This window comes from Catellatospora sp. NPDC049111 (assembly GCF_040648615.1).
Taxonomy (GTDB): domain Bacteria; phylum Actinomycetota; class Actinomycetes; order Mycobacteriales; family Micromonosporaceae; genus Catellatospora; species Catellatospora aurea.
Map to the genome: position 1 here is coordinate 151,623 of NZ_JBEZEB010000009.1, position 17,183 is coordinate 168,805.

The 17,183-nt window shown below is 69.4% G+C and carries 17 protein-coding genes and 1 tRNA gene; 2 read left to right on the forward strand and 16 right to left on the reverse strand.

What is annotated here, in order from left to right; translation table 11 throughout:
• Nucleotides 1–47: 47 nt before the first annotated feature.
• The 10 genes from AB0B66_RS16110 to AB0B66_RS16155 all read right to left on the reverse strand — a co-directional run bounded on the left by AB0B66_RS16110 (nucleotide 48) and on the right by AB0B66_RS16155 (nucleotide 9,930).
• Nucleotides 48–860 carry an amino acid ABC transporter ATP-binding protein gene (locus tag AB0B66_RS16110; RefSeq protein WP_360529339.1) on the reverse strand — a complete coding sequence of 271 codons (813 nt, stop codon included), beginning with the start codon at nucleotides 858–860 and terminating at the stop codon, nucleotides 48–50.
• A 37-nt stretch (nucleotides 861–897) separates the two neighbouring features.
• Entirely contained in the window at nucleotides 898–1,875 is a 978-nt protein-coding gene (locus tag AB0B66_RS16115) for an amino acid ABC transporter permease (RefSeq protein WP_360529342.1), read from the reverse strand.
• Nucleotides 1,876–1,878: 3 nt separating this feature from the next.
• Nucleotides 1,879–2,760: an ABC transporter substrate-binding protein gene (locus tag AB0B66_RS16120; RefSeq protein ID WP_360529345.1), complete on the reverse strand. Its 882-nt coding sequence runs from the start codon at nucleotides 2,758–2,760 to the stop codon at nucleotides 1,879–1,881.
• Nucleotides 2,761–2,997: 237 nt separating this feature from the next.
• A complete protein-coding gene (locus tag AB0B66_RS16125) occupies nucleotides 2,998–3,708 on the reverse strand; it encodes an ABC transporter ATP-binding protein (protein ID WP_360529348.1) in 711 nt (236 codons plus the stop codon).
• Nucleotides 3,698–4,477: an ABC transporter ATP-binding protein gene (locus AB0B66_RS16130; RefSeq protein ID WP_360529351.1), complete on the reverse strand. Its 780-nt coding sequence runs from the start codon at nucleotides 4,475–4,477 to the stop codon at nucleotides 3,698–3,700. Before AB0B66_RS16130 ends, AB0B66_RS16125 begins: the two co-directional genes overlap by 11 nt.
• A complete protein-coding gene (locus AB0B66_RS16135) occupies nucleotides 4,470–5,672 on the reverse strand; it encodes a branched-chain amino acid ABC transporter permease (RefSeq protein WP_360529354.1) in 1,203 nt (400 codons plus the stop codon). The genes AB0B66_RS16130 and AB0B66_RS16135 overlap by 8 nt, the downstream gene beginning before the upstream one ends.
• On the reverse strand, nucleotides 5,669–6,619 hold the full coding sequence (locus AB0B66_RS16140; RefSeq protein ID WP_360529357.1) for a branched-chain amino acid ABC transporter permease: 951 nt from the start codon (nucleotides 6,617–6,619) through the stop codon (nucleotides 5,669–5,671). The genes AB0B66_RS16135 and AB0B66_RS16140 overlap by 4 nt, the downstream gene beginning before the upstream one ends.
• A gap of 101 nt (nucleotides 6,620–6,720) precedes the next feature.
• Entirely contained in the window at nucleotides 6,721–7,884 is a 1,164-nt protein-coding gene (locus AB0B66_RS16145) for a branched-chain amino acid ABC transporter substrate-binding protein (protein ID WP_360529360.1), read from the reverse strand.
• A gap of 200 nt (nucleotides 7,885–8,084) precedes the next feature.
• Nucleotides 8,085–9,254: a hypothetical protein gene (locus AB0B66_RS16150; protein ID WP_360529362.1), complete on the reverse strand. Its 1,170-nt coding sequence runs from the start codon at nucleotides 9,252–9,254 to the stop codon at nucleotides 8,085–8,087.
• Between the two features lie 64 nt (nucleotides 9,255–9,318).
• Entirely contained in the window at nucleotides 9,319–9,930 is a 612-nt protein-coding gene (locus AB0B66_RS16155) for a response regulator (protein ID WP_155374664.1), read from the reverse strand.
• A 74-nt stretch (nucleotides 9,931–10,004) separates the two neighbouring features.
• Here AB0B66_RS16155 and AB0B66_RS16160 point away from each other — a divergent pair.
• Together AB0B66_RS16160 and AB0B66_RS16165 are read left to right on the forward strand one after the other, a co-directional pair.
• Nucleotides 10,005–10,091 (forward strand) — tRNA-Leu (locus AB0B66_RS16160).
• Between the two features lie 30 nt (nucleotides 10,092–10,121).
• Complete coding sequence (locus tag AB0B66_RS16165; RefSeq protein ID WP_360529366.1) at nucleotides 10,122–10,835, forward strand: transcriptional regulator; 714 nt, start codon at nucleotides 10,122–10,124, stop codon at nucleotides 10,833–10,835.
• Nucleotides 10,836–10,966: 131 nt separating this feature from the next.
• Here the strand turns inward: AB0B66_RS16165 and AB0B66_RS16170 are convergent, their stop codons facing one another.
• The 6 genes from AB0B66_RS16170 to AB0B66_RS16195 all read right to left on the reverse strand — a co-directional run bounded on the left by AB0B66_RS16170 (nucleotide 10,967) and on the right by AB0B66_RS16195 (nucleotide 16,737).
• Nucleotides 10,967–11,869 carry a sulfite exporter TauE/SafE family protein gene (locus AB0B66_RS16170; protein ID WP_360529369.1) on the reverse strand — a complete coding sequence of 301 codons (903 nt, stop codon included), beginning with the start codon at nucleotides 11,867–11,869 and terminating at the stop codon, nucleotides 10,967–10,969.
• Between the two features lie 117 nt (nucleotides 11,870–11,986).
• Nucleotides 11,987–12,424, reverse strand: a complete 438-nt coding sequence (locus AB0B66_RS16175) for an Rrf2 family transcriptional regulator (protein WP_360529372.1) — start codon at nucleotides 12,422–12,424, stop codon at nucleotides 11,987–11,989.
• A gap of 291 nt (nucleotides 12,425–12,715) precedes the next feature.
• Entirely contained in the window at nucleotides 12,716–13,594 is an 879-nt protein-coding gene (locus tag AB0B66_RS16180; protein WP_360529375.1) for an acyl-CoA thioesterase II, read from the reverse strand.
• A gap of 48 nt (nucleotides 13,595–13,642) precedes the next feature.
• A complete protein-coding gene (pyk, locus tag AB0B66_RS16185; protein ID WP_360529378.1) occupies nucleotides 13,643–15,100 on the reverse strand; it encodes a pyruvate kinase in 1,458 nt (485 codons plus the stop codon).
• Nucleotides 15,101–15,230: 130 nt separating this feature from the next.
• Entirely contained in the window at nucleotides 15,231–16,121 is an 891-nt protein-coding gene (locus AB0B66_RS16190) for an LLM class flavin-dependent oxidoreductase (protein WP_360529381.1), read from the reverse strand.
• Between the two features lie 193 nt (nucleotides 16,122–16,314).
• Nucleotides 16,315–16,737: a helix-turn-helix transcriptional regulator gene (locus AB0B66_RS16195; protein ID WP_360529384.1), complete on the reverse strand. Its 423-nt coding sequence runs from the start codon at nucleotides 16,735–16,737 to the stop codon at nucleotides 16,315–16,317.
• Nucleotides 16,738–17,183: the final 446 nt, after the last annotated feature.

Genomic DNA, 17,183 nt, shown 5'->3' on the forward strand with positions numbered 1-17,183 from the left:
GCACGGACACGCCGTCGAACACGTCCTCAAGTTCATGATCGACGCGCTTAGAGGACCTTGCTGAGGAAGTCTCGGGTGCGGGGGTGTTGGGGGTTGGAGAGGACTTCGCGGGGGGTGCCGGATTCGACGACGACGCCGCCGTCCATGAAGATGAGCTGGTCGCCGACCTCGCGGGCGAAGCCGATCTCGTGGGTGACCACGACCATGGTCATGCCGGAGCGGGCCAGGTCCTTCATCGCGTCGAGGACGTCGCCGACCAGCTCGGGGTCCAGGGCGCTGGTGGGCTCGTCGAACAGCATCAGCTTCGGGTCCATGGCCAGGGCGCGGGCGATGGCGACGCGCTGCTGCTGGCCGCCGGACAGCTGCGACGGGTAGTTCAGGGCCTTGTCGGCCAGGCCGACCCGGTCGAGCAGCTGCATGCCGCGGCGGCGGGCGTCGGCCTTGCCCTGTCCCTTGACCATCGTCGGAGCCTCGATCACGTTCTCCAGCGCGCACATGTGCGGAAACAGGTTGAACCGCTGGAACACCATGCCGATCTCGCGGCGCTGCGCGGCGACGGCCTTGTCGTGCAGCTCGTGCAGCTTGTCGCCCTTCTGCTGGTAGCCGACGAGCCTGCCGTCGACCCAGATCCGCCCGGCGTCGATCTTCTCCAGGTGGTTGATGCAGCGCAGGAACGTCGACTTGCCCGAACCGGACGGGCCCAGCACCACGCACACGTTGCCGCGCGGCACCGTCACGTCGATCCCGCGCAGCACCTTGACGCTGCCGAACGACTTGTGCACGTTCTCGGTACGCACCATCGGCTCGGCGCCGGCGGGCTCCTCAGGCGCGCGGTGGCGGGCGGGCTGCTCTGCCGTCATGCGGTCGCCTCGCTGTGCTCGGCTGCTTCGGAAAGGCTCACGGCACCTCCGGGTTCGCCCCGTGCTCGGCGGCCAGGCCTTCGAGCTTCATCTTCGCCTTCGCGGTGCGGCCGTACCCGCGCGAGAAGCGCTTCTCCAGGAAGTATTGCCCCACCAGCAGGATGCTGACCAGGAACAGGTACCAGATGATGGCCGCGACGAGCATCGGGAACACCTGGAAGGTCCGGTTGCCGATCGCGGACAGCTGGAAGAACAGCTCGCGGATGACCGGCACCGCGATGAGCAGCGAGGTGTCCTTGAGCATCGCGATGGTCTCGTTGCCGGTCGGCGGGATGATCACTCGCATCGCCTGCGGCAGCACGATGCGCCGCAGCGCCTGGCCACGGCTCATGCCCAGCGCCGTGGCGGCCTCGTCCTGCCCCGGGTCGACCGACAGCATGCCGGCCCGCACGATCTCGGCCATGTACGCCGCCTCCGACAGCGCCAGGCCCAGCACACCGACCCAGAAGCCGACGAGCAGCTCGCGGGTCTCGATGCCGAACGGCCGCCAGTGCGCGTTCTCGATGCCGAACAGCTGGCCGAGATAGGTGTCGAACGGGATGCCGAACTCCAGCCGGGGCCAGAGGATGCCCAGGTTGCCCATGACGATGAGCAGCACGTACCGGGGCACGGCGCGGAAGAACCAGGTGTACGCCCAGGACACGCCGCGCAGGATCGGGTTGTCCGACAGCCGCGCGACCGCGACCACGATGCCCAGCAGCACGCCGATGATCATTGCCAGGATCGTGATCGCGACGGTGCCGAACAGGCCCTGGATCACCGGCGGCGTGAACATGTTCTGGAACATGAACGGCCAGTTGAAGGCCTTGTTCGTGACCAGCAGGTGCACGAACATCGCCGCCAGCACCGCGATCACGGCGATCGCGACCCACCGCCCCGGGTGCCGGACCGGAACGGCCTTGATCGGTTCGGCCTCCCGCGGCACCGGGCTCGCCGACGTGTCCGGGGCGGTCATGGCTTACGGGTTGATCTGCGCGCTGGGCACGGCGCCCGCCTGCACGCCCCAGTTTTCGAGGATCTTCTGGTACGTCCCGTTCTTGATCAGCTCGTCGACCGCGCCCTGCAGCGCCTTGGCGAACTCGGCCTGGTTGTTGCTGACCACGTAGCCGTACGGGGCCGAGTCGTAGATGCCGCCGAGCAGTTCCAGCTGGCCGTTGGACTGCTTGACGGCGTACGCCGCGACCGGCGAGTCGGCGAGCATGGCGTCGTCCTTGCCGGACACCACGGAACTCGCGACCTGGTCCTGGCCCGCGTACGGCTGGATGGTCACGGCGGGCTTGCCCGCGGCGACGCACGCCTCGGAGCGCTTGGTGATGTCCTCGAACTGGACCGTGTCCTTCTGCACCGCGATGCGCTTGCCGCACGGGTCGTCCGGGTTGATCCCGGCCGGGTTGCCGGTCTTGGTAGCCCACTGGGTCCCGGCGCTGAAGTAGGTGACCATCTGGGCCTGCTTCTTGCGCTCGTCGTTGACGGTGAACGAGGAGACGCCGACCTCGTACTTGCCGGACCCCACACCCGGGATGATGTCGCCGAAGGTGGCAGGCTGGAACTCGGCGGTCAGCCCGAGGGTCTGCGCTACGGCCTTGAACAGGTCGACGTCGAAGCCGACCACGGTGGAGCCGTCGGGGGCGAGGAACTCGTTCGGGGCGTACGTCGCATCGACACCCACCAGGATCTTCCCGTCGGACTTGATGGCATCGGGCACCATCGCCGCCAGCGTCGGATTCACCGAGACGCTCGGCGCCGCACTAGGGGACCCGGCCGGCTCACCGCCGCCGCCACAACCGCCCGCGGCCAGCGCGATCGCAAACGCCCCGACCGGAATCAGCCTCTTGAGCACATCCATCCCCTTTGCGCACCGTGTGATGATTCACGGTAACCCAAAGTACGTGCACTACTGCCCCAAACCCTCACCAACGCGACTGTTCACGAAGATCACGACGATCTCGCGCGACCTGTCGCTCTTTCGTGGCTTTTGCCCGTGTCGCACCCACAGTTCGCGCAAGATCGCCCGCAAAGGCGGCGGCCCCGGCGCGGACCTGGTGGGGTCCGGGCCGGGGCCGCAGGGTGAAGCGGGTCAGGCGACGCCGAGGTAGGCGGCCTTGACGGCCGGGTCGTGGAGCAGGTCCGCGCCCGTGCCTTCCTTGACGATGTTGCCGGTCTCCAGGACGTACGCCCGGTGGGCCCGGGACAGCGCCTGCTGGGCGTTCTGCTCCACCAGCAGCACCGTGGTGCCCTGCTGGTTGATCTCCGTGATGATCGTGAAGATCTGCTGGATGATCATCGGAGCGAGGCCCATCGACGGCTCGTCGAGCAGGAGCAGCTTCGGGCGGGCCATCAGCGCGCGGCCCACGGCGAGCATCTGCTGCTCGCCGCCGGACAGCGTGCCACCGGCCTGCTTGCGCCGCTCCAGCAAGCGCGGGAACAGGCCGAAGACCCGCTCCATGTCCTTCGCGATCTCCGCGTGGTCGCGCCGGATGTACGCGCCCATCTCCAGGTTCTCCTGCACCGTCATACCCGGGAACACGCCCCGGCCCTCCGGCGCCTGGCAGATGCCGCGGGCCACCCGCAGGTCCGCCCGGACCTTGCTGATGTCCTCGCCGTTGAAGCGGATCGCGCCCCGCGAGACCGCGCGCAGGCCGGAGATGGCCCGCATGATCGTCGACTTGCCGGCGCCGTTGGCACCGATCAGCGCGACGACCTCGCCCTCGTTGACGTGCAGGCTGATGCCGTGCAGCGCCTGGATCCGCCCGTAGTGCAGCGTGATGTCATCGATCTCAAGCAGCATCGGGAACTCCCAGGTACGCCGCGACCACCTTCGGGTTGTCCCGCACTTCCTCGGGAGTACCCTCAGCGATCTTCCTGCCGAACTCGAGCACGACGATCCGGTCCGTCACACCCATGACCAGCCGCATGTCGTGCTCGATGAGCAGCACGGTCACGCCCGAGTCGCGGATCTTCTTGATCAGCTCGAGCAGCGCCACCTTCTCGGCCGGGTTGAAGCCGGCAGCCGGCTCGTCCAGGCACAGCAGCGCGGGGTTGGTGGCCAGCGCGCGGGCGATCTCCAGCCGCCGCTGGTCACCGTAGGACAGGTTGCGCGCCAGGTCGTCGCTGCGACCCGTGATGCCCACGAAGTCGAGCAGCTCCAGCGCCCGCGCCTTGCTCTGGCGCTCCTCGCGCCAGTGCTTGGGCAGCCGCAGCAGCGCGGTCGGCACGCTGGTGGTGTTGTGCGCGTCCGCGCCCACCAGGACGTTCTCCAGCGCCGTCATCTCCGGGAAGAGACGGATGTTCTGGAACGTCCGGGCCATGCCCATCTTCGTGATCTTGTTGCGCTTCTTGCCGCTGACCTGCTCGCCCTTGAACCGGATCTGGCCCTCGGTCGGCAGGTAGACGCCCGTCATCGCGTTGAAGCAGGTGGTCTTGCCGGCGCCGTTCGGGCCGATCAGGCCCAGGATCTCACCCTCGTAGAGGGTGAAGTCGACCTGGTTCAGCGCCACCACGCCACCGAAGCGCAGCGTGACGTTGTCGACCTCCAGCAGAGCTTTACGCTCACTCAACGGGGGCCACCTCCTTCTGCCGGTCCTTGAGCTCCGCCGCGCGGCGGCGGTTGGGCCACAGGCCCTGGGGGCGGTAGATCATCACGACGATGAGCAGCGCGCCGAAGATCACGAACCGCAGCGACGTCGGGCTGACGTCGATGTGGATGCCCGCGATCTCGACCTGCGTCGGCCAGCCGAACACGTCGCCGACCGAGCGCAGCCACTCCGGCAGGTAGATGACGATGAAGCCGCCCAGGATCGCGCCGCCGATGCTGCCCGCACCGCCCAGCAGCACCGCCGCCAGCACCAGGATCGAGTTCTCCAGGCTGAACGTGTTCGAGTTGACGAAGTTCGCCTGACCCGCCCACAGCGAACCGGACAGGCCGCCGATCGCCGCGCCGATCGCGAACGCCCACAGCTTGAACTTGAACGTCGGCACGCCCATCAGCTCGGCCGCGTCCTCGTCCTCGCGGATGGCCACCCACGCCCGGCCCACCCGACTGTTGGCCAGGTTCCGGATCAGGAAGATGACCGCGATGATCACCGTCAGCACGAGCCAGTAGTACGGCGTGAACTCCAGGTCGAAGATCGCCTCGCCGTCGGGCCAGGTGCCCGGCGGGTGCCCGACGCTCGGGATGCCCCGGTCGCCGTTGAGGATCCAGTCCTGGTTCTTCGCCACGATCCGGATGATCTCGGCGAAGCCCAGCGTCACGATCGCCAGGTAGTCACCGCGCAACCGCAGCGTCGGCCAGCCCAGCAGCACACCCGACAGCATCGCCAGCGCGATCGCGATCGGCACCGTCACCAGCCACGGCCACGGGCTCTCCAGCCAGTTGTACTCCGTGATCAGCTTGCTCTCCGGCGACGTCAGCAGCGCCACCGTGTAGGCGCCGACGGCGAAGAAGCCGAAGAAGCCCAGGTCGAGCAGACCGGCATAACCGAGCACCACGTTCAGGCCCAGCGCCAGCAGGATGTAGTAACCGCACTGGAACAGCACACCGGCCATGTCCGAGCCGGTGGTGTAGAACGGCAGGTAGCCGCTGCCGATCGGGATCGGGAAGCCCAGGTTCTCGTAGAACGCCTTCGTCGGCAGCAGGTACAGCAGCACCACGAAGACCGCCATCGCGGCGATCCGCGCCGGCTTGGGCAGATCCTGGAAGCGGTCCCGCAGGTTCAGCTTCCAGCGCTGCTTCTTGACAGTCTCGGTCGTCATGCGCGGGCCCTCCCCAGCGATTCTCCCAGCAGACCGGTGGGGCGGAACATCAGCAGGACGAGCAGCACCACGAACGCGATGACGTTGGTCCAGTTCGAGCCGAACAGCGCCGCGCCGTACGACTCGACGAGGCCCAGCAGCAGACCGCCGACCAGCGCACCGCGCAGGTTGCCGATACCGCCGAGCACCGCGGCGGAGAACGCCTTCAGACCGATCAGGAAGCCCACGTTGAACCGCGTGTTGCCCTGCTTCATGCTGTAGAACACCGCGGCGACGCCGGCCAGCAGGCCGCCGAGCAGGAACACGAGCGCGATCACGCGGCCCTTGTTCACACCCATCAGGGCGGCGGTGTCGGCGTCCTGCGCGACGGCGCGGATACCGCGGCCGAAGCGGGTCTTGGACACGAACCAGTCGAGGCCGAACATCACGGCGAGCGCGACGACGAAGGTCATCAGCTGCAGCGGGTAGACGGTCCAGCCACCGGCCGAGAACAGGGGATCACCCGGCAGCAGACCGGGAATGCCCTGCTGGCGGCGCTCGGTGAAAGCGCCCATCAGCTCGGCCAGCACGAACGAGGCGCCGATGGCGCTGATCAGGAAGACGAGGGGTGGGGCGTTGCGCTTACGCAGTGGCCGGTAGGCCACCGCCTCGACCACCATCGCCACACCGCCGGAGAACAGTGAGGCGACCACCAGCGAGACGAGGATCAGCAACAGTGCGGTGCCCAGGTCCGGGCGGGTCGAGTTGCTGTCGTAACCCATCAGTCCCCAGGTCCACAGCGCGGCGAAGGTGCCGAACATGAAGACCTCGGAGTGGGCGAAGTTGATCAGGCGCAGGACGCCGTAGACCAGGGTGTATCCGAGCGCCACCAGCGCGTAGATCGACCCTTGGGCCAATCCGGTGGTGGTCAGATCAGGGAAACCCTGGATCAGGTCATCGAAATTCACGGGGGCTCCCGAAAGGGTTCTGAAAAGCCGGGTGCGGCCGGAAGGGGGAACCTCCGGCCGCACCGGGTATCAACTGCGAAACACTTGCCGATCGGGAATGATCAGCTCTTCGGGAGCTGCTGCGGGTTCGCCCACGCGCCGTCCTTGGCGACGAACGCCCAGATCGAGACCTGCGTCGGGTCCAGCTCGCCGTTGGCCTCCCACTTGTAGGTCACACCGGTGGCGGTGCCGACCCCGTTGTAGGTGCCCAGGAACGCCTGCATGTCGGCGCGCGTGGTCTTGCCGGCCTTGAAGCCCTCGAGGAAGATCTTCGTCAGGTCGTACGCGACGTCGGCGTACACGCCCGGGTCGGTGCCGAACTTGGCCTTGAAGTCGGCCACGAAGTTGCCCTTGGCCGCGGTGGCCGGGCCACACGGGCAGGTCACGACCGCGCCCTCGACGTCAGCCTTGCCGGTCACGCTCAGCATGTTGGCGTCGTAGAGGCCGTCGCCACCGATGAAGGTGCCCTTGAAGCCACCGGCACGCAGCTGCTTCAGGAACGGGGCCGCCTCCGGGGTGTAACCACCGTAGAAGACAGCGGTCGCGCCGCTGTTCTTGACGGCCGTCACGACCGGGCCGAACTCGACCTGCTTCTCGGTGACCTTGTTCTTGCCGACGACGGCGGCGCCGAGGATCTTCTCGACCTCGTCGCGCAGGCCGGTGCCGTACGCGGACTGGTCGTCGACGAGGTAGACCTTCTCCGCCTTGGCGACGTCCTTCAGGTAGCGGCCGATGGCCGGGCCCTGCGACAGGTCGTTGCCCACGCCGCGGTGGAAGATCTTCCAGCCCTTGCCGCTCAGGCTCGGCCGGGTGGCCGACTGGGTGATGATCGGCAGACCGGCCTTGTCGAAGATCGGGTTGGCGACCTCGGACTCACCCGAGAACGCCGGGCCGACGACGCCGATGATCTTCTCGTCCGCGACGGCGGCGGTCGCCAGCGGGGCGGCCTTGTCGCCGGAGCCCTGCGAGTCGAACGGCACCAGGGTGACGTTGGCGCCCGGGTTGGCGGCGTTGTACTCGGCGATCGCGAGCTCCGCGCCGTTCTTGCCCGGGGTCACGAGACCAGCGGCGTCACCGGTGAGGGCGCCGAAGAAACCGATCTTCAGACCAGAGACCGTCGAGCCACCAGGCGTCGTCGGCTCTTCCTTCTTGCATGCGGCGGCGCCACCGGCGACGAGCGCCAGAATGGCGACGCCTCCGAGCACCCGCGCGAGTCGTTGCCTCAAGGCTAGAACCCTCCTCCATCCGAGATCCGGACCCGTCGCCGCGACTGTGCGGGCAGCAGGACCGGAACAGATCGTGAACCACGATCTGGCCAGGGACGTTATCCCACTCACACCCGGATCGGTAAGACCTCGCCTAAGGGTTGACCCAACCGTTACGTGAGCAGCGCCATTCGGGCGTACCCCCCGGTGACCTGCGAGTATCATGCGTGCTTCGGCGCCATGTCCATGATCCACACGTGTGCCCCGGAACCGTCGTCGCCCATCGCCAGAACCCGCCGGCCCGCCGCGGCGACACCCGCCGCCGTCACCCCGATCGCCGGCAGCGGACCCGGTGCGGCCACCGCCACCCAGCCCTGATCGGGTGACATGAGCCACAACCGGTACATCTCGCCATCCGAGACGGCCGCCAGCAGGCCCCCGTCCGTCACCGCCAGCCCGGCGACCCACGCCACGGGCCCCGGCCTCGTCGAACCGAACGCTCCGGCATCCGCCCACGCGCCGTCGGCCAGCCGCCACGCCCCGAACCGCGCCCCGCGCAACCCCACCGCGTACGGCGCGCCAGCCACCACGGCCACCCGGTCGAACTGCTCGTAATCCGGCGACACCGGCGCGGGCAGGCGCGTCCAGCGTTCGCCGTCCGGCGAGGTCCACGCCAGCGCATCGCGGTCGAGGCGGTCCGCGGGGCTCAGCGCCCCCACCATCAGCCAGCCGTCCGGCACCGCCGTCACGTCGTACGCCATCGTCTCGCCGCGGGCGTCGCGCGCCAGCTCCGGCACGCCCTCGCGGAGGCCGAACTCCGTCGCGTCCGGCGACAGCCACACCGCCGCCCCCGCCAGCCGGTTCCCCGCGATCGCCCAGCCCCGCGGGCCACCCGCGAGCCGGGACACGTTCACCGCGTCCGGGCCGCCGTACAGCTGGAATCCGGCGATCACCTCGTGCAGCAGGCCGTCCGGGCCGCCGTACCACTGGGTGACCCGGGGGTTGCCGTGCCCTCCCCCGCTGCGCGCCCCCAGCATGGCGATCCGGTCGCCGCGGCAGCCCAGCGCGTAGATCACGGCCCGCTTGCCGTAATAAGTCGTGCCCAGGAACGTGAGCGATCGCCAGTTCTCGCCGTCGGTGCTGGTCCACGCCACCGGTCGGGTCATCCCGTCGGCGTCGGCGACCGCGCCGGCCAGATACCAGCGGTCGCCGCAGACCGTCGCGTCCCGCAGCACCAGGCGGCCCGCCGGACCCGGCGGCGCGGGCAGCGCCAGCCGGCGCCACTGCGGATGCAGCACGATCTCGGGCACGGGGGGCGGCGCGGCGGGCGTGCACCCGCCGACGAAAGCGACCAGAAGTGTCAGTGCGACCACGCCACGACCGGACAACATCGATCGATCGTAAGCGCGCCGCCGCGACCGTGCAGACCCTCAGCCGCGGCGGTGCACCGGTCTGCTACTCGGCGGACTCCGCGGCCGCGGCCTCGACGATGATCCGCTCGGCGACCTCGCGCATCGTCAGGCGGTGGTCCATCGCGGTGCGCTGGATCCACTTGAACGCCTGCGGCTCGTTCATGCCGTACTGCGTCATCAGCGCGCCCTTGGCCCGCTCCACGGCCTTGCGGGTCTCCAGCCGGTCGTTCAGCCCGGCGACCTCGGCCTCCAGGGCCGCCACCTCGGCGAACCGGGACAGCGCGATCTCGATCGCCGGCACCAGGTCGCTCTGCTGGAACGGCTTGACCAGGTAGGCCATCGCGCCCGCGGCGCGGGCCCGCTCGACCAGGTCGCGCTGGCTGAACGCGGTCAGAATGATCACCGGAGCGATGCGCGCGCCGGCGATCCGCTCCGCGGCGGCCAGGCCGTCCATGATCGGCATCTTGATGTCCAGGATGCAGAGGTCGGGGTGCAGCTCCTCGGCCAGCTTCACCGCGGTCTCGCCGTCACCGGCCTCGCCGACCACGTCGTAGCCCTCCTCGCCGAGCATCTCGGCCAGGTCCAGCCTGATCAGCGCCTCATCCTCCGCGATCAGCACACGCTTACGCGCGACACCAGCCTGCTTCTCGGTCACCGGAACCACAACCCCCACACCACGAATGCCGTTTGCCTACTCGGCAGCCTAGTCGGGTACAGTGACGCAAGCTCGCCGGGATGGCGCAACAGGCTGACGCGATCGCCTCAAAAGCGATTGCCCGAAAGGGCATGCGGGTTCGAATCCCGTTCCCGGCACCACTGTCGTACAGGCGTTCGATAATCGCGGCTGTGCACCCCCTCGCCATTCGCCGTCAGGCGCAGCTCGAACATCGCAACGGATCGTCGATCAGTTCGATCGCGGTGCACCTCGACCTGCCTTACCCAACGGTGCACAGATGGTGCCGCAACGAGGGCGCACCGGACAGCCGCTTCACCGAAGACCGCTGCTTCCGTTGCCGCGCAACCGCACCCACCGATCAGTTGCAGTACGCATACCTGCTGGGCAGCTATCTCGGCGACGGCCATCTGGTCACCTCCGCGAAGGTCCCGGTGCTGCGGATCTCCTGCACCGCCGCCTACACCGACATCTTGGACCAGGTAGAAAGAGCGATGCTCGCCACACTGGCGAATCGGGTCCAGCGCATCCGACAAAAAGGATGCGTGAACCTGCAGAGCTACTCGAAACACTGGCCATGCCTCTTCCCGCAAGCCGGCCCTGGCAAGAAACACGACCGCAAGATCGAGCTCGAGCCCTGGCAGCGGGCGATCGTCCTCGACCACCCCGCAGCGTTCGTCCAAGGGCTGTTCCACTCCGACGGTTGCCGGACGATCAACCGGATCGTCAAGGCCGGCCGGACCTACGAGTATCCGCGTTACCTGTTCGCCAACGAGTCCGCTGACATCCTCACCCTGTGCGGCTGGGCGCTTGACCTGCTCGGCGTGGCCTGGCGGCTCAACCGCCGCAACTCCCTGCTCGACCAGCACGTCGGCCCGAAGTCCTGACCGTTGCCCCGACCGTCGTCGGGCATCCGCTGCCGGTCGTGCGGGACGGAAGGCACTCCCTCTAAACCATCCTAGGAATCCAGTCCACAGCCCTCGATCGAGGACGACCGAGGGCTGTGGGCCGTGCGATGTCAGGCGGCGGGCACGAGCTCCGGCTCGGCGGACGCCGTGGCCTGCGCCGCGCGGGTGCGCCGCCAGGCGCCCACCGCGAAGCTGATCGCCACCGCCCAGAGCACGACCACCAGCGGGTACGCGTACGGCCCGAACTCGGGTTCGACCTTGAACACTCGCAGCAGGCTGCGCGTGTTGACGAGCACGATGAGCCCGCCGACGAACGCCCCGAGCAGCTGCGCGGGCACATGCCGGACCAGCCAGGCGGCGATCGGCGCGGCGATGACGCCACCGACCAGCAGCGCTGCGACGGTCGGCAGCACAAAGCCCTCGGAGCCGAGCCCGAGCAGGAAGCCGATGCTGGCGGCGCCGGCGACGAGGAACTCGGACGTGCCGACGGAGCCGATCACCTTGCGGGGCTCCATGCTGCCCGAGGCGAGCAGGGTCGGCGTCGCGACGGGGCCCCACCCTCCCCCGCCGGTGGCGTCGATGAAGCCGGCGAACAGGCCGAGCGGGGCGAGGAAGCGGCGCGGCAGCGCGCGGGGCCGGGTGGGCCGCAGCGGGCGGGCGAAGCGGATCAGCAGGTAGACGCCGAGCGCGAAGAGGATGCCGGCGGTCCACGGGATGGCGGATTCGGTGGAGATGCTGCTGAGCACGGTCGCTCCGGCGAAGGCTCCGACAGCGCCGGGCAGGGCGATGTTGCGGACGACGCGCCAGTCGACGTTGCCGAAGCGCCAGTGCGAGATGCCGGAGGCGAGGGTGGTGCCGACCTCGGCGAGGTGCACGGAGGCGGAGGCGGTGGCCGGGGAGATGCCGGCGATGAGGAGCAGGGTGCTGGAGGTGACGCCGTACGCCATGCCGAGTGCTCCGTCGACGAGCTGGGCGGCGAGCCCCACCAATGCCATGACCAGCAGTTTTCGCACGGCCGTTGCCTCCTACTGATCCCAGCTTCTTGGTATTTCCGATCAGTTTAATAGGAGTAGTGGGTAAGGCAAGACCCGGTTGTTAAGTATTGGTGAAACGACGCTGTCAGGTATCCGTCAGGAGGCGGCGAGCGGCAGGTGGGCGGCGACCGGCTCGGGCAGCGCGCCGGCGATGACGTGCGCGATGGTGACCTGGGTCAGGATGGCCCGCTCGGACTCCTCCACCGCAGTCCACACCTGCTGCAGCGCATGCGCCGCGCCCAGCGGGGCGTCGGGCTGGGCGGCCCGGGGTGAGCCGAGCGGCCCGTCGATCACCTCGACGACCTCGACCAGCGAGATCTGCTCGGCGGGCCGGGCCAGCCAGTATCCGCCGTCGGGCCCGCGCTGGGCGAACACGATGCCGCCCCGCCGCAGCTGCAGCAGGATGCTTTCGCAGAACTTCGGCGGGATCTCCTGCGCGCGGGCGATGCGCTCCGAGGTGACCGGGCCGTCCCCGGCCGAGGCGAGCTCGATCACCGCACGGAGCGCGTAATCGACACGAGCGGACAGTCGCATGACCCGATTATCGCCCGAACGGATCACCGGCCTGACCGAACGATCCTCACCTCGTGACCCATCCCACCCCTTGATCACGCCGATCATCCGGCGCGTGCACGTTTTGTCCGCTTCTGATGAGCGACAACCGATGGAGATCGCTATTTACGGTCAGAACGACGGGTGCAACCGCAGATCATGACCGGAAACAGCGATCTTCGCCGCGGACCGCCGCGAGCGACCGGACCGCCGCGAGCGACCGGAGCGCCGCGAGCGACCGGAGGCGTGAAGCCGGAGCGCGGCGGCGGGCGGTCAGGCGCCGACGGGGCGGAGGAGGCCTTCCTGGGCGGCGGTGGCGATGTGGCGGCCGTCGCGGGTGAACATGCGGCCGGTGGCCAGGCCCCGGGAGCCGGAGGCCGAGGGGCTGGCGCAGTCGTAGAGGAACCACTCGTCGGCGCGGAAGGGGCGGTGGAACCAGAGGGCGTGGTCGAGGCTGGCGCCGATGACGCCGCCGGGGCCCCAGACCTCGCCGTGAACCGACAGGACCGCGTCGAGCAGGGTCAGGTCGGACAGGTAGGTCAGGGCGCAGGCGTGCAGCAGGGGGTCGTCGGGCAGCTTGCCGTCCAGGCGCATCCAGACCCGTTGGAGGGTGTTGGCGGACCGTTTGCCGGGGCGCACCCAGCCGGGCTCGTCGACGTAGCGCACGTCCATGGGCCGGGGCAGGATCTTCCAGATGCCGAGGCGTTCCGGGTACGGCGAGAGGCGGTCGGCCATGGTGGGCAGCTCGTCGGGGCCGGGCACGTCGACCGGGGCGGGGTCGTGGTGGTCCAGCCCTTCCTCGCGCACCTGGAACGAGGCCGACATGAGAAAGATGGGCTTGCCCCGCTGCATCGCCACGGAGCGGCGTACGGAGAAGGAACGTCCGTCGCGGATCTTCTCGACGTGGTAGTCGATCGGCTCGGCCATGTTGCCGGCACGGACGAAGTAGCCGTGCAAGGAGTGCACGTGCCGCGACGGGTCCACGGTGCGGCCGCCGGCGACCAGGGCCTGCGCGGCGACCTGGCCGCCGTAGACGCGCGGCGGCCCGATCGGCGGATTCTGGCCCCGGAAGACGAGATCGTCGACCGGGGCCAGGTCCAGCAGCTCGACCAGGCTGTCGACGGCGGCCTGACCGGTGATGGGGTCCGTCATGTCACTTCCATTCGCGCGGGCCGAACTCCACTCGGCGTCGCGCTCACCCTAGCCCTGGGTCGGCTGCGTGGCCTGGGCCAGGGTCTGCGGCATCGCCAGCGAACCGAGCTGGTGCACGCGCAGGGTGTTGGTGGAGCCGGGGGTGCCGGGCGGGCTGCCCGCCACGACCACCACGTAGTCGCCGACGTTGGCCCGGCCGAGGCTGAGCAGGCGCTCGTCGACCTGGCGGAACATGTCGTCGGTGTGGTGCACGAACGGCATCAGGAAGGTCTCCACGCCCCAGGCGAGCGCGAGCTGGTCGCGGACCGCGGGTTCGGGGGTGAAGGCCAGCAGCGGCAGTTCGCAGTGCAGCCGGGCGAGCCGGTGCACGGTGTCGCCGGTGACGGTGAACGCGACCAGGGCCTTGGCGCCGACGGCGCGGGCGATCTGGGAGGCCGCGACGGTGAGCGCGCCACCGCGGGTCCGCGGGTCGTGCTGCAGCCGCGGCACGGAGATCTGACCGGCCTCGGTCGTCGTGATGATCTTCGCCATGGTGCTGACGGTCAGCACCGGGTACTTGCCGACGCTGGTCTCGCCCGAGAGCATCACCGCGTCGGCGCCGTCGAGCACGGCGTTGGCGACGTCGGAGGCCTCGGCGCGGGTGGGCCGCGAGTTCTCGATCATGGAGTCGAGCATCTGCGTGGCGACGATGACCGGCTTGGCGTACTCGCGGCCGAGCTGGACGGCACGCTTCTGCACCAGGGGGACCTGGTCGAGGGGGAGCTCGACGCCGAGGTCGCCGCGGGCGACCATGAGGCCGTCGAACGCGTCCACGATGGCCTCGAGGTTGTCGACCGCCTCGGGCTTCTCGATCTTCGCGATGACCGGGCGGACGATGCCCACCTCGTGCATGATCGCGTGGACCAGCTTGATGTCCTCCGGCGAGCGCACGAACGACAGCGCGATGAGGTCGACGCCGAGCTGCAGCGCGAAGCGCAGGTCCTCGGCGTCCTTCTCGGACATGGCGGGCACCGACACGGCCACGTTCGGCAGCGAGACGCCCTTGTTGTTGGAGACCGGCCCGCCCTCGATGACGAGGCAGCGGATGTCCGGTCCGTTGACGCCGGTCACCTCGACGGCGACCTTGCCGTCGTCGATGAGCAGGCGGTCGCCGACCTTGACCTCGGCCGGCAGCTTCCGATAGGTACAGGAGACCCGGTCGGCCGTACCGAGGATGTCGTCGCTGGTGATGACAACACTGTCACCGGTACGCCACTCGTGGGGGCCGTCCGCGAACTTGCCAAGTCTGATCTTCGGACCCTGCAGGTCGGCCAGCGTGGCCACAGCCTTGCCGGTGGCGGCCGACACCTCACGGACCCGCAGGTAGGCCTGCTCGTGGTCGGCGTGGGAGCCGTGGCTGAAGTTCATGCGGGCGACGTCCATCCCGGCCTCGACGAGCCCGCGGAGGCGCTCGGGGGACCAGGTGGCAGGGCCGAGAGTACAGACGATCTTTGCGCGGCGTGTCACGACGGGCAAGCCTAGTCCTCTGATGTGACCTAGGTTGCAACGGGGCGTCACTGTCTCGACAAATCCCGGATACACGCGCGAGACTGAACGATCCCTCAGTCGGCGGAAACGGGACGTTCGTCGCGGCAGGTCAGCCGCCGAAGGCTGCCGCCACCGCGGCCGGCAGTTTCTCGTAAACGCCCTGGCCAGGGTCGAAACAGGTGCCCGGAACGGGCCGGTGTACGACGATCTCGTCGATGCCCAGCTCGGCGTAGCGGCCCGCGAAGTCGACGAACGCCTGCACCGACGCCAGCGGCTGCTCGCGGGTGAAACCGGTCAGCAGGATATGCGACAGTTCCGCCGGGTCCCGGCCCTCGGCGGCGCACGCCCGGCCCAGCCCGTCGAGCTGGCCCGCGATGATGCCAGGCAGCAGCTCAGGGTCGGTCTCGTCGCCCTTGCGGGCCGGGCCGGTGGTGATCCAGGCCTGTCCGTGCCGCGCCGCCAGCGCCAGTCCCCGCGGGCCGGTGGCGGCGATCGCGAGCGGCGCCCGGGGCCGCTGCACGCAGCCGGGCAGCATGCGGGCCTCGTACGCCGAGTAGTGCTTGCCGTGGTGGGTGGTGTCGCCGTCGGTGAGCAGCCGGTCCAGCAGCGGCACGAACTCCTCGAAGCGTTCGGTGCGCTCCGCCGTGGACCAGGGCGCCTGGCCGAGCACCGAGGCGTCGAACCCGATGCCGCCCGCGCCGATGCCGACCGTGACCCGCCCGTCCGAGACGTCGTCGAGGGTCATCACGTCCTTGGCCAGTGTGACCGGGTGCCGGAAGTTGGGCGAGGTGACCATGGTGCCCAGCCGCAGCCGTGCGGTGACCCCGGCCGCGGCGGTGAGCGTCGGCACCGCGCCGAACCAGGGACCGTCGCGGAACGTGCGCCACGACAGGTGGTCATAGGTGTAGGCGGCGTGGAACCCGAGGTCCTCGGCCTCCCGCCAGACGTGGCGGCCTTCGCGCCAGGGGTACACAGGCAGGATCAACGCCGAGACTCGCATTGAACCGAGGCTAGCAGCGCCGCCTCCCGCCCGGCCCGGCGAGCGCCGCTCCATGATCGTTCGACTTGCCAGGCACCTGTGCGTATCTTGATCGCGCATTCGCCCATCTGCCTGGCAAGGTCGAACGATCATGGTGTGCGGCGCGCCCTCACCATGGCGAGCCGCGTCGGCACTCGCGGTGGGGCGAGCTCGACTATGCGGCGGCGCGCCTGGGGCGGTTGAGCATGGCGGTGATCTCGGTGCGGCGGGCGTGGCGCTGGGCCTCGCGCAGGCCGGTGAGGTATTCGACGAGTTCGGCCTTGGCCTGGGGGTCGAGGTCGGACTGCAGGATCGGGGTCAGCTCCTCGTCGGCGTCGTGGTGTGCCACGTTGGCCGCCGCCGTCAGGGCGTTGACGACGTCGTCGCCGAGCGCCTCGGCGACGCGGCGCACCGAACCGACGGTCACCGAGTCGCCGCCGTCGCGGATCCAGTCGAAGATCGTCTGACGGGCGATGCCCGAGTCGCGCGCGAGTTTCGCCACCGACCAGCCGGGCCGGCGGGTCATCCGACGCAGATACCGGCCCCATGCGGTGTCCGGCTGCGCCCGGTCCGCCGCTGCCGTTGATACGTCGCCCATACCTAACAGGCTACCGGGCTCATCCGAAACGTTTCCATCCCCCACGCGTCGTTAACAAGTGACGCGCCTTTCGGTGATGGCCTCGGTTAAGTAAGGGTTGTGACCGGTCCACGGTCACCCGTTCGGGGGTAAACGTCGTTTCCAAACGTCGTTACTTGCGTCGTGTATGGACGACGGTTATCGTGACGTCCAGCGCCAGACCGACAGATCCAGATGACGGTGCGTCGCCCGCAAACAACGTGGTCCGCGCCCGGACCGCGTCATCGTCTCGGGATCGGCCGGCCGGCGCCGCAGCGGTACGCCGCTGCTCCCCCTCGCGGTGGGGGGGGGGCCCGGGCGGGGGGGCGCCCCCCCCCCCCCCCCCCGGCGGGGGGGCCCGGGCGGCGCGCGCGCGGGGGGGGCTCCCCCCCGCCCCCGCGGCGCGCGCCCCCGACGCGCTAGTTGAG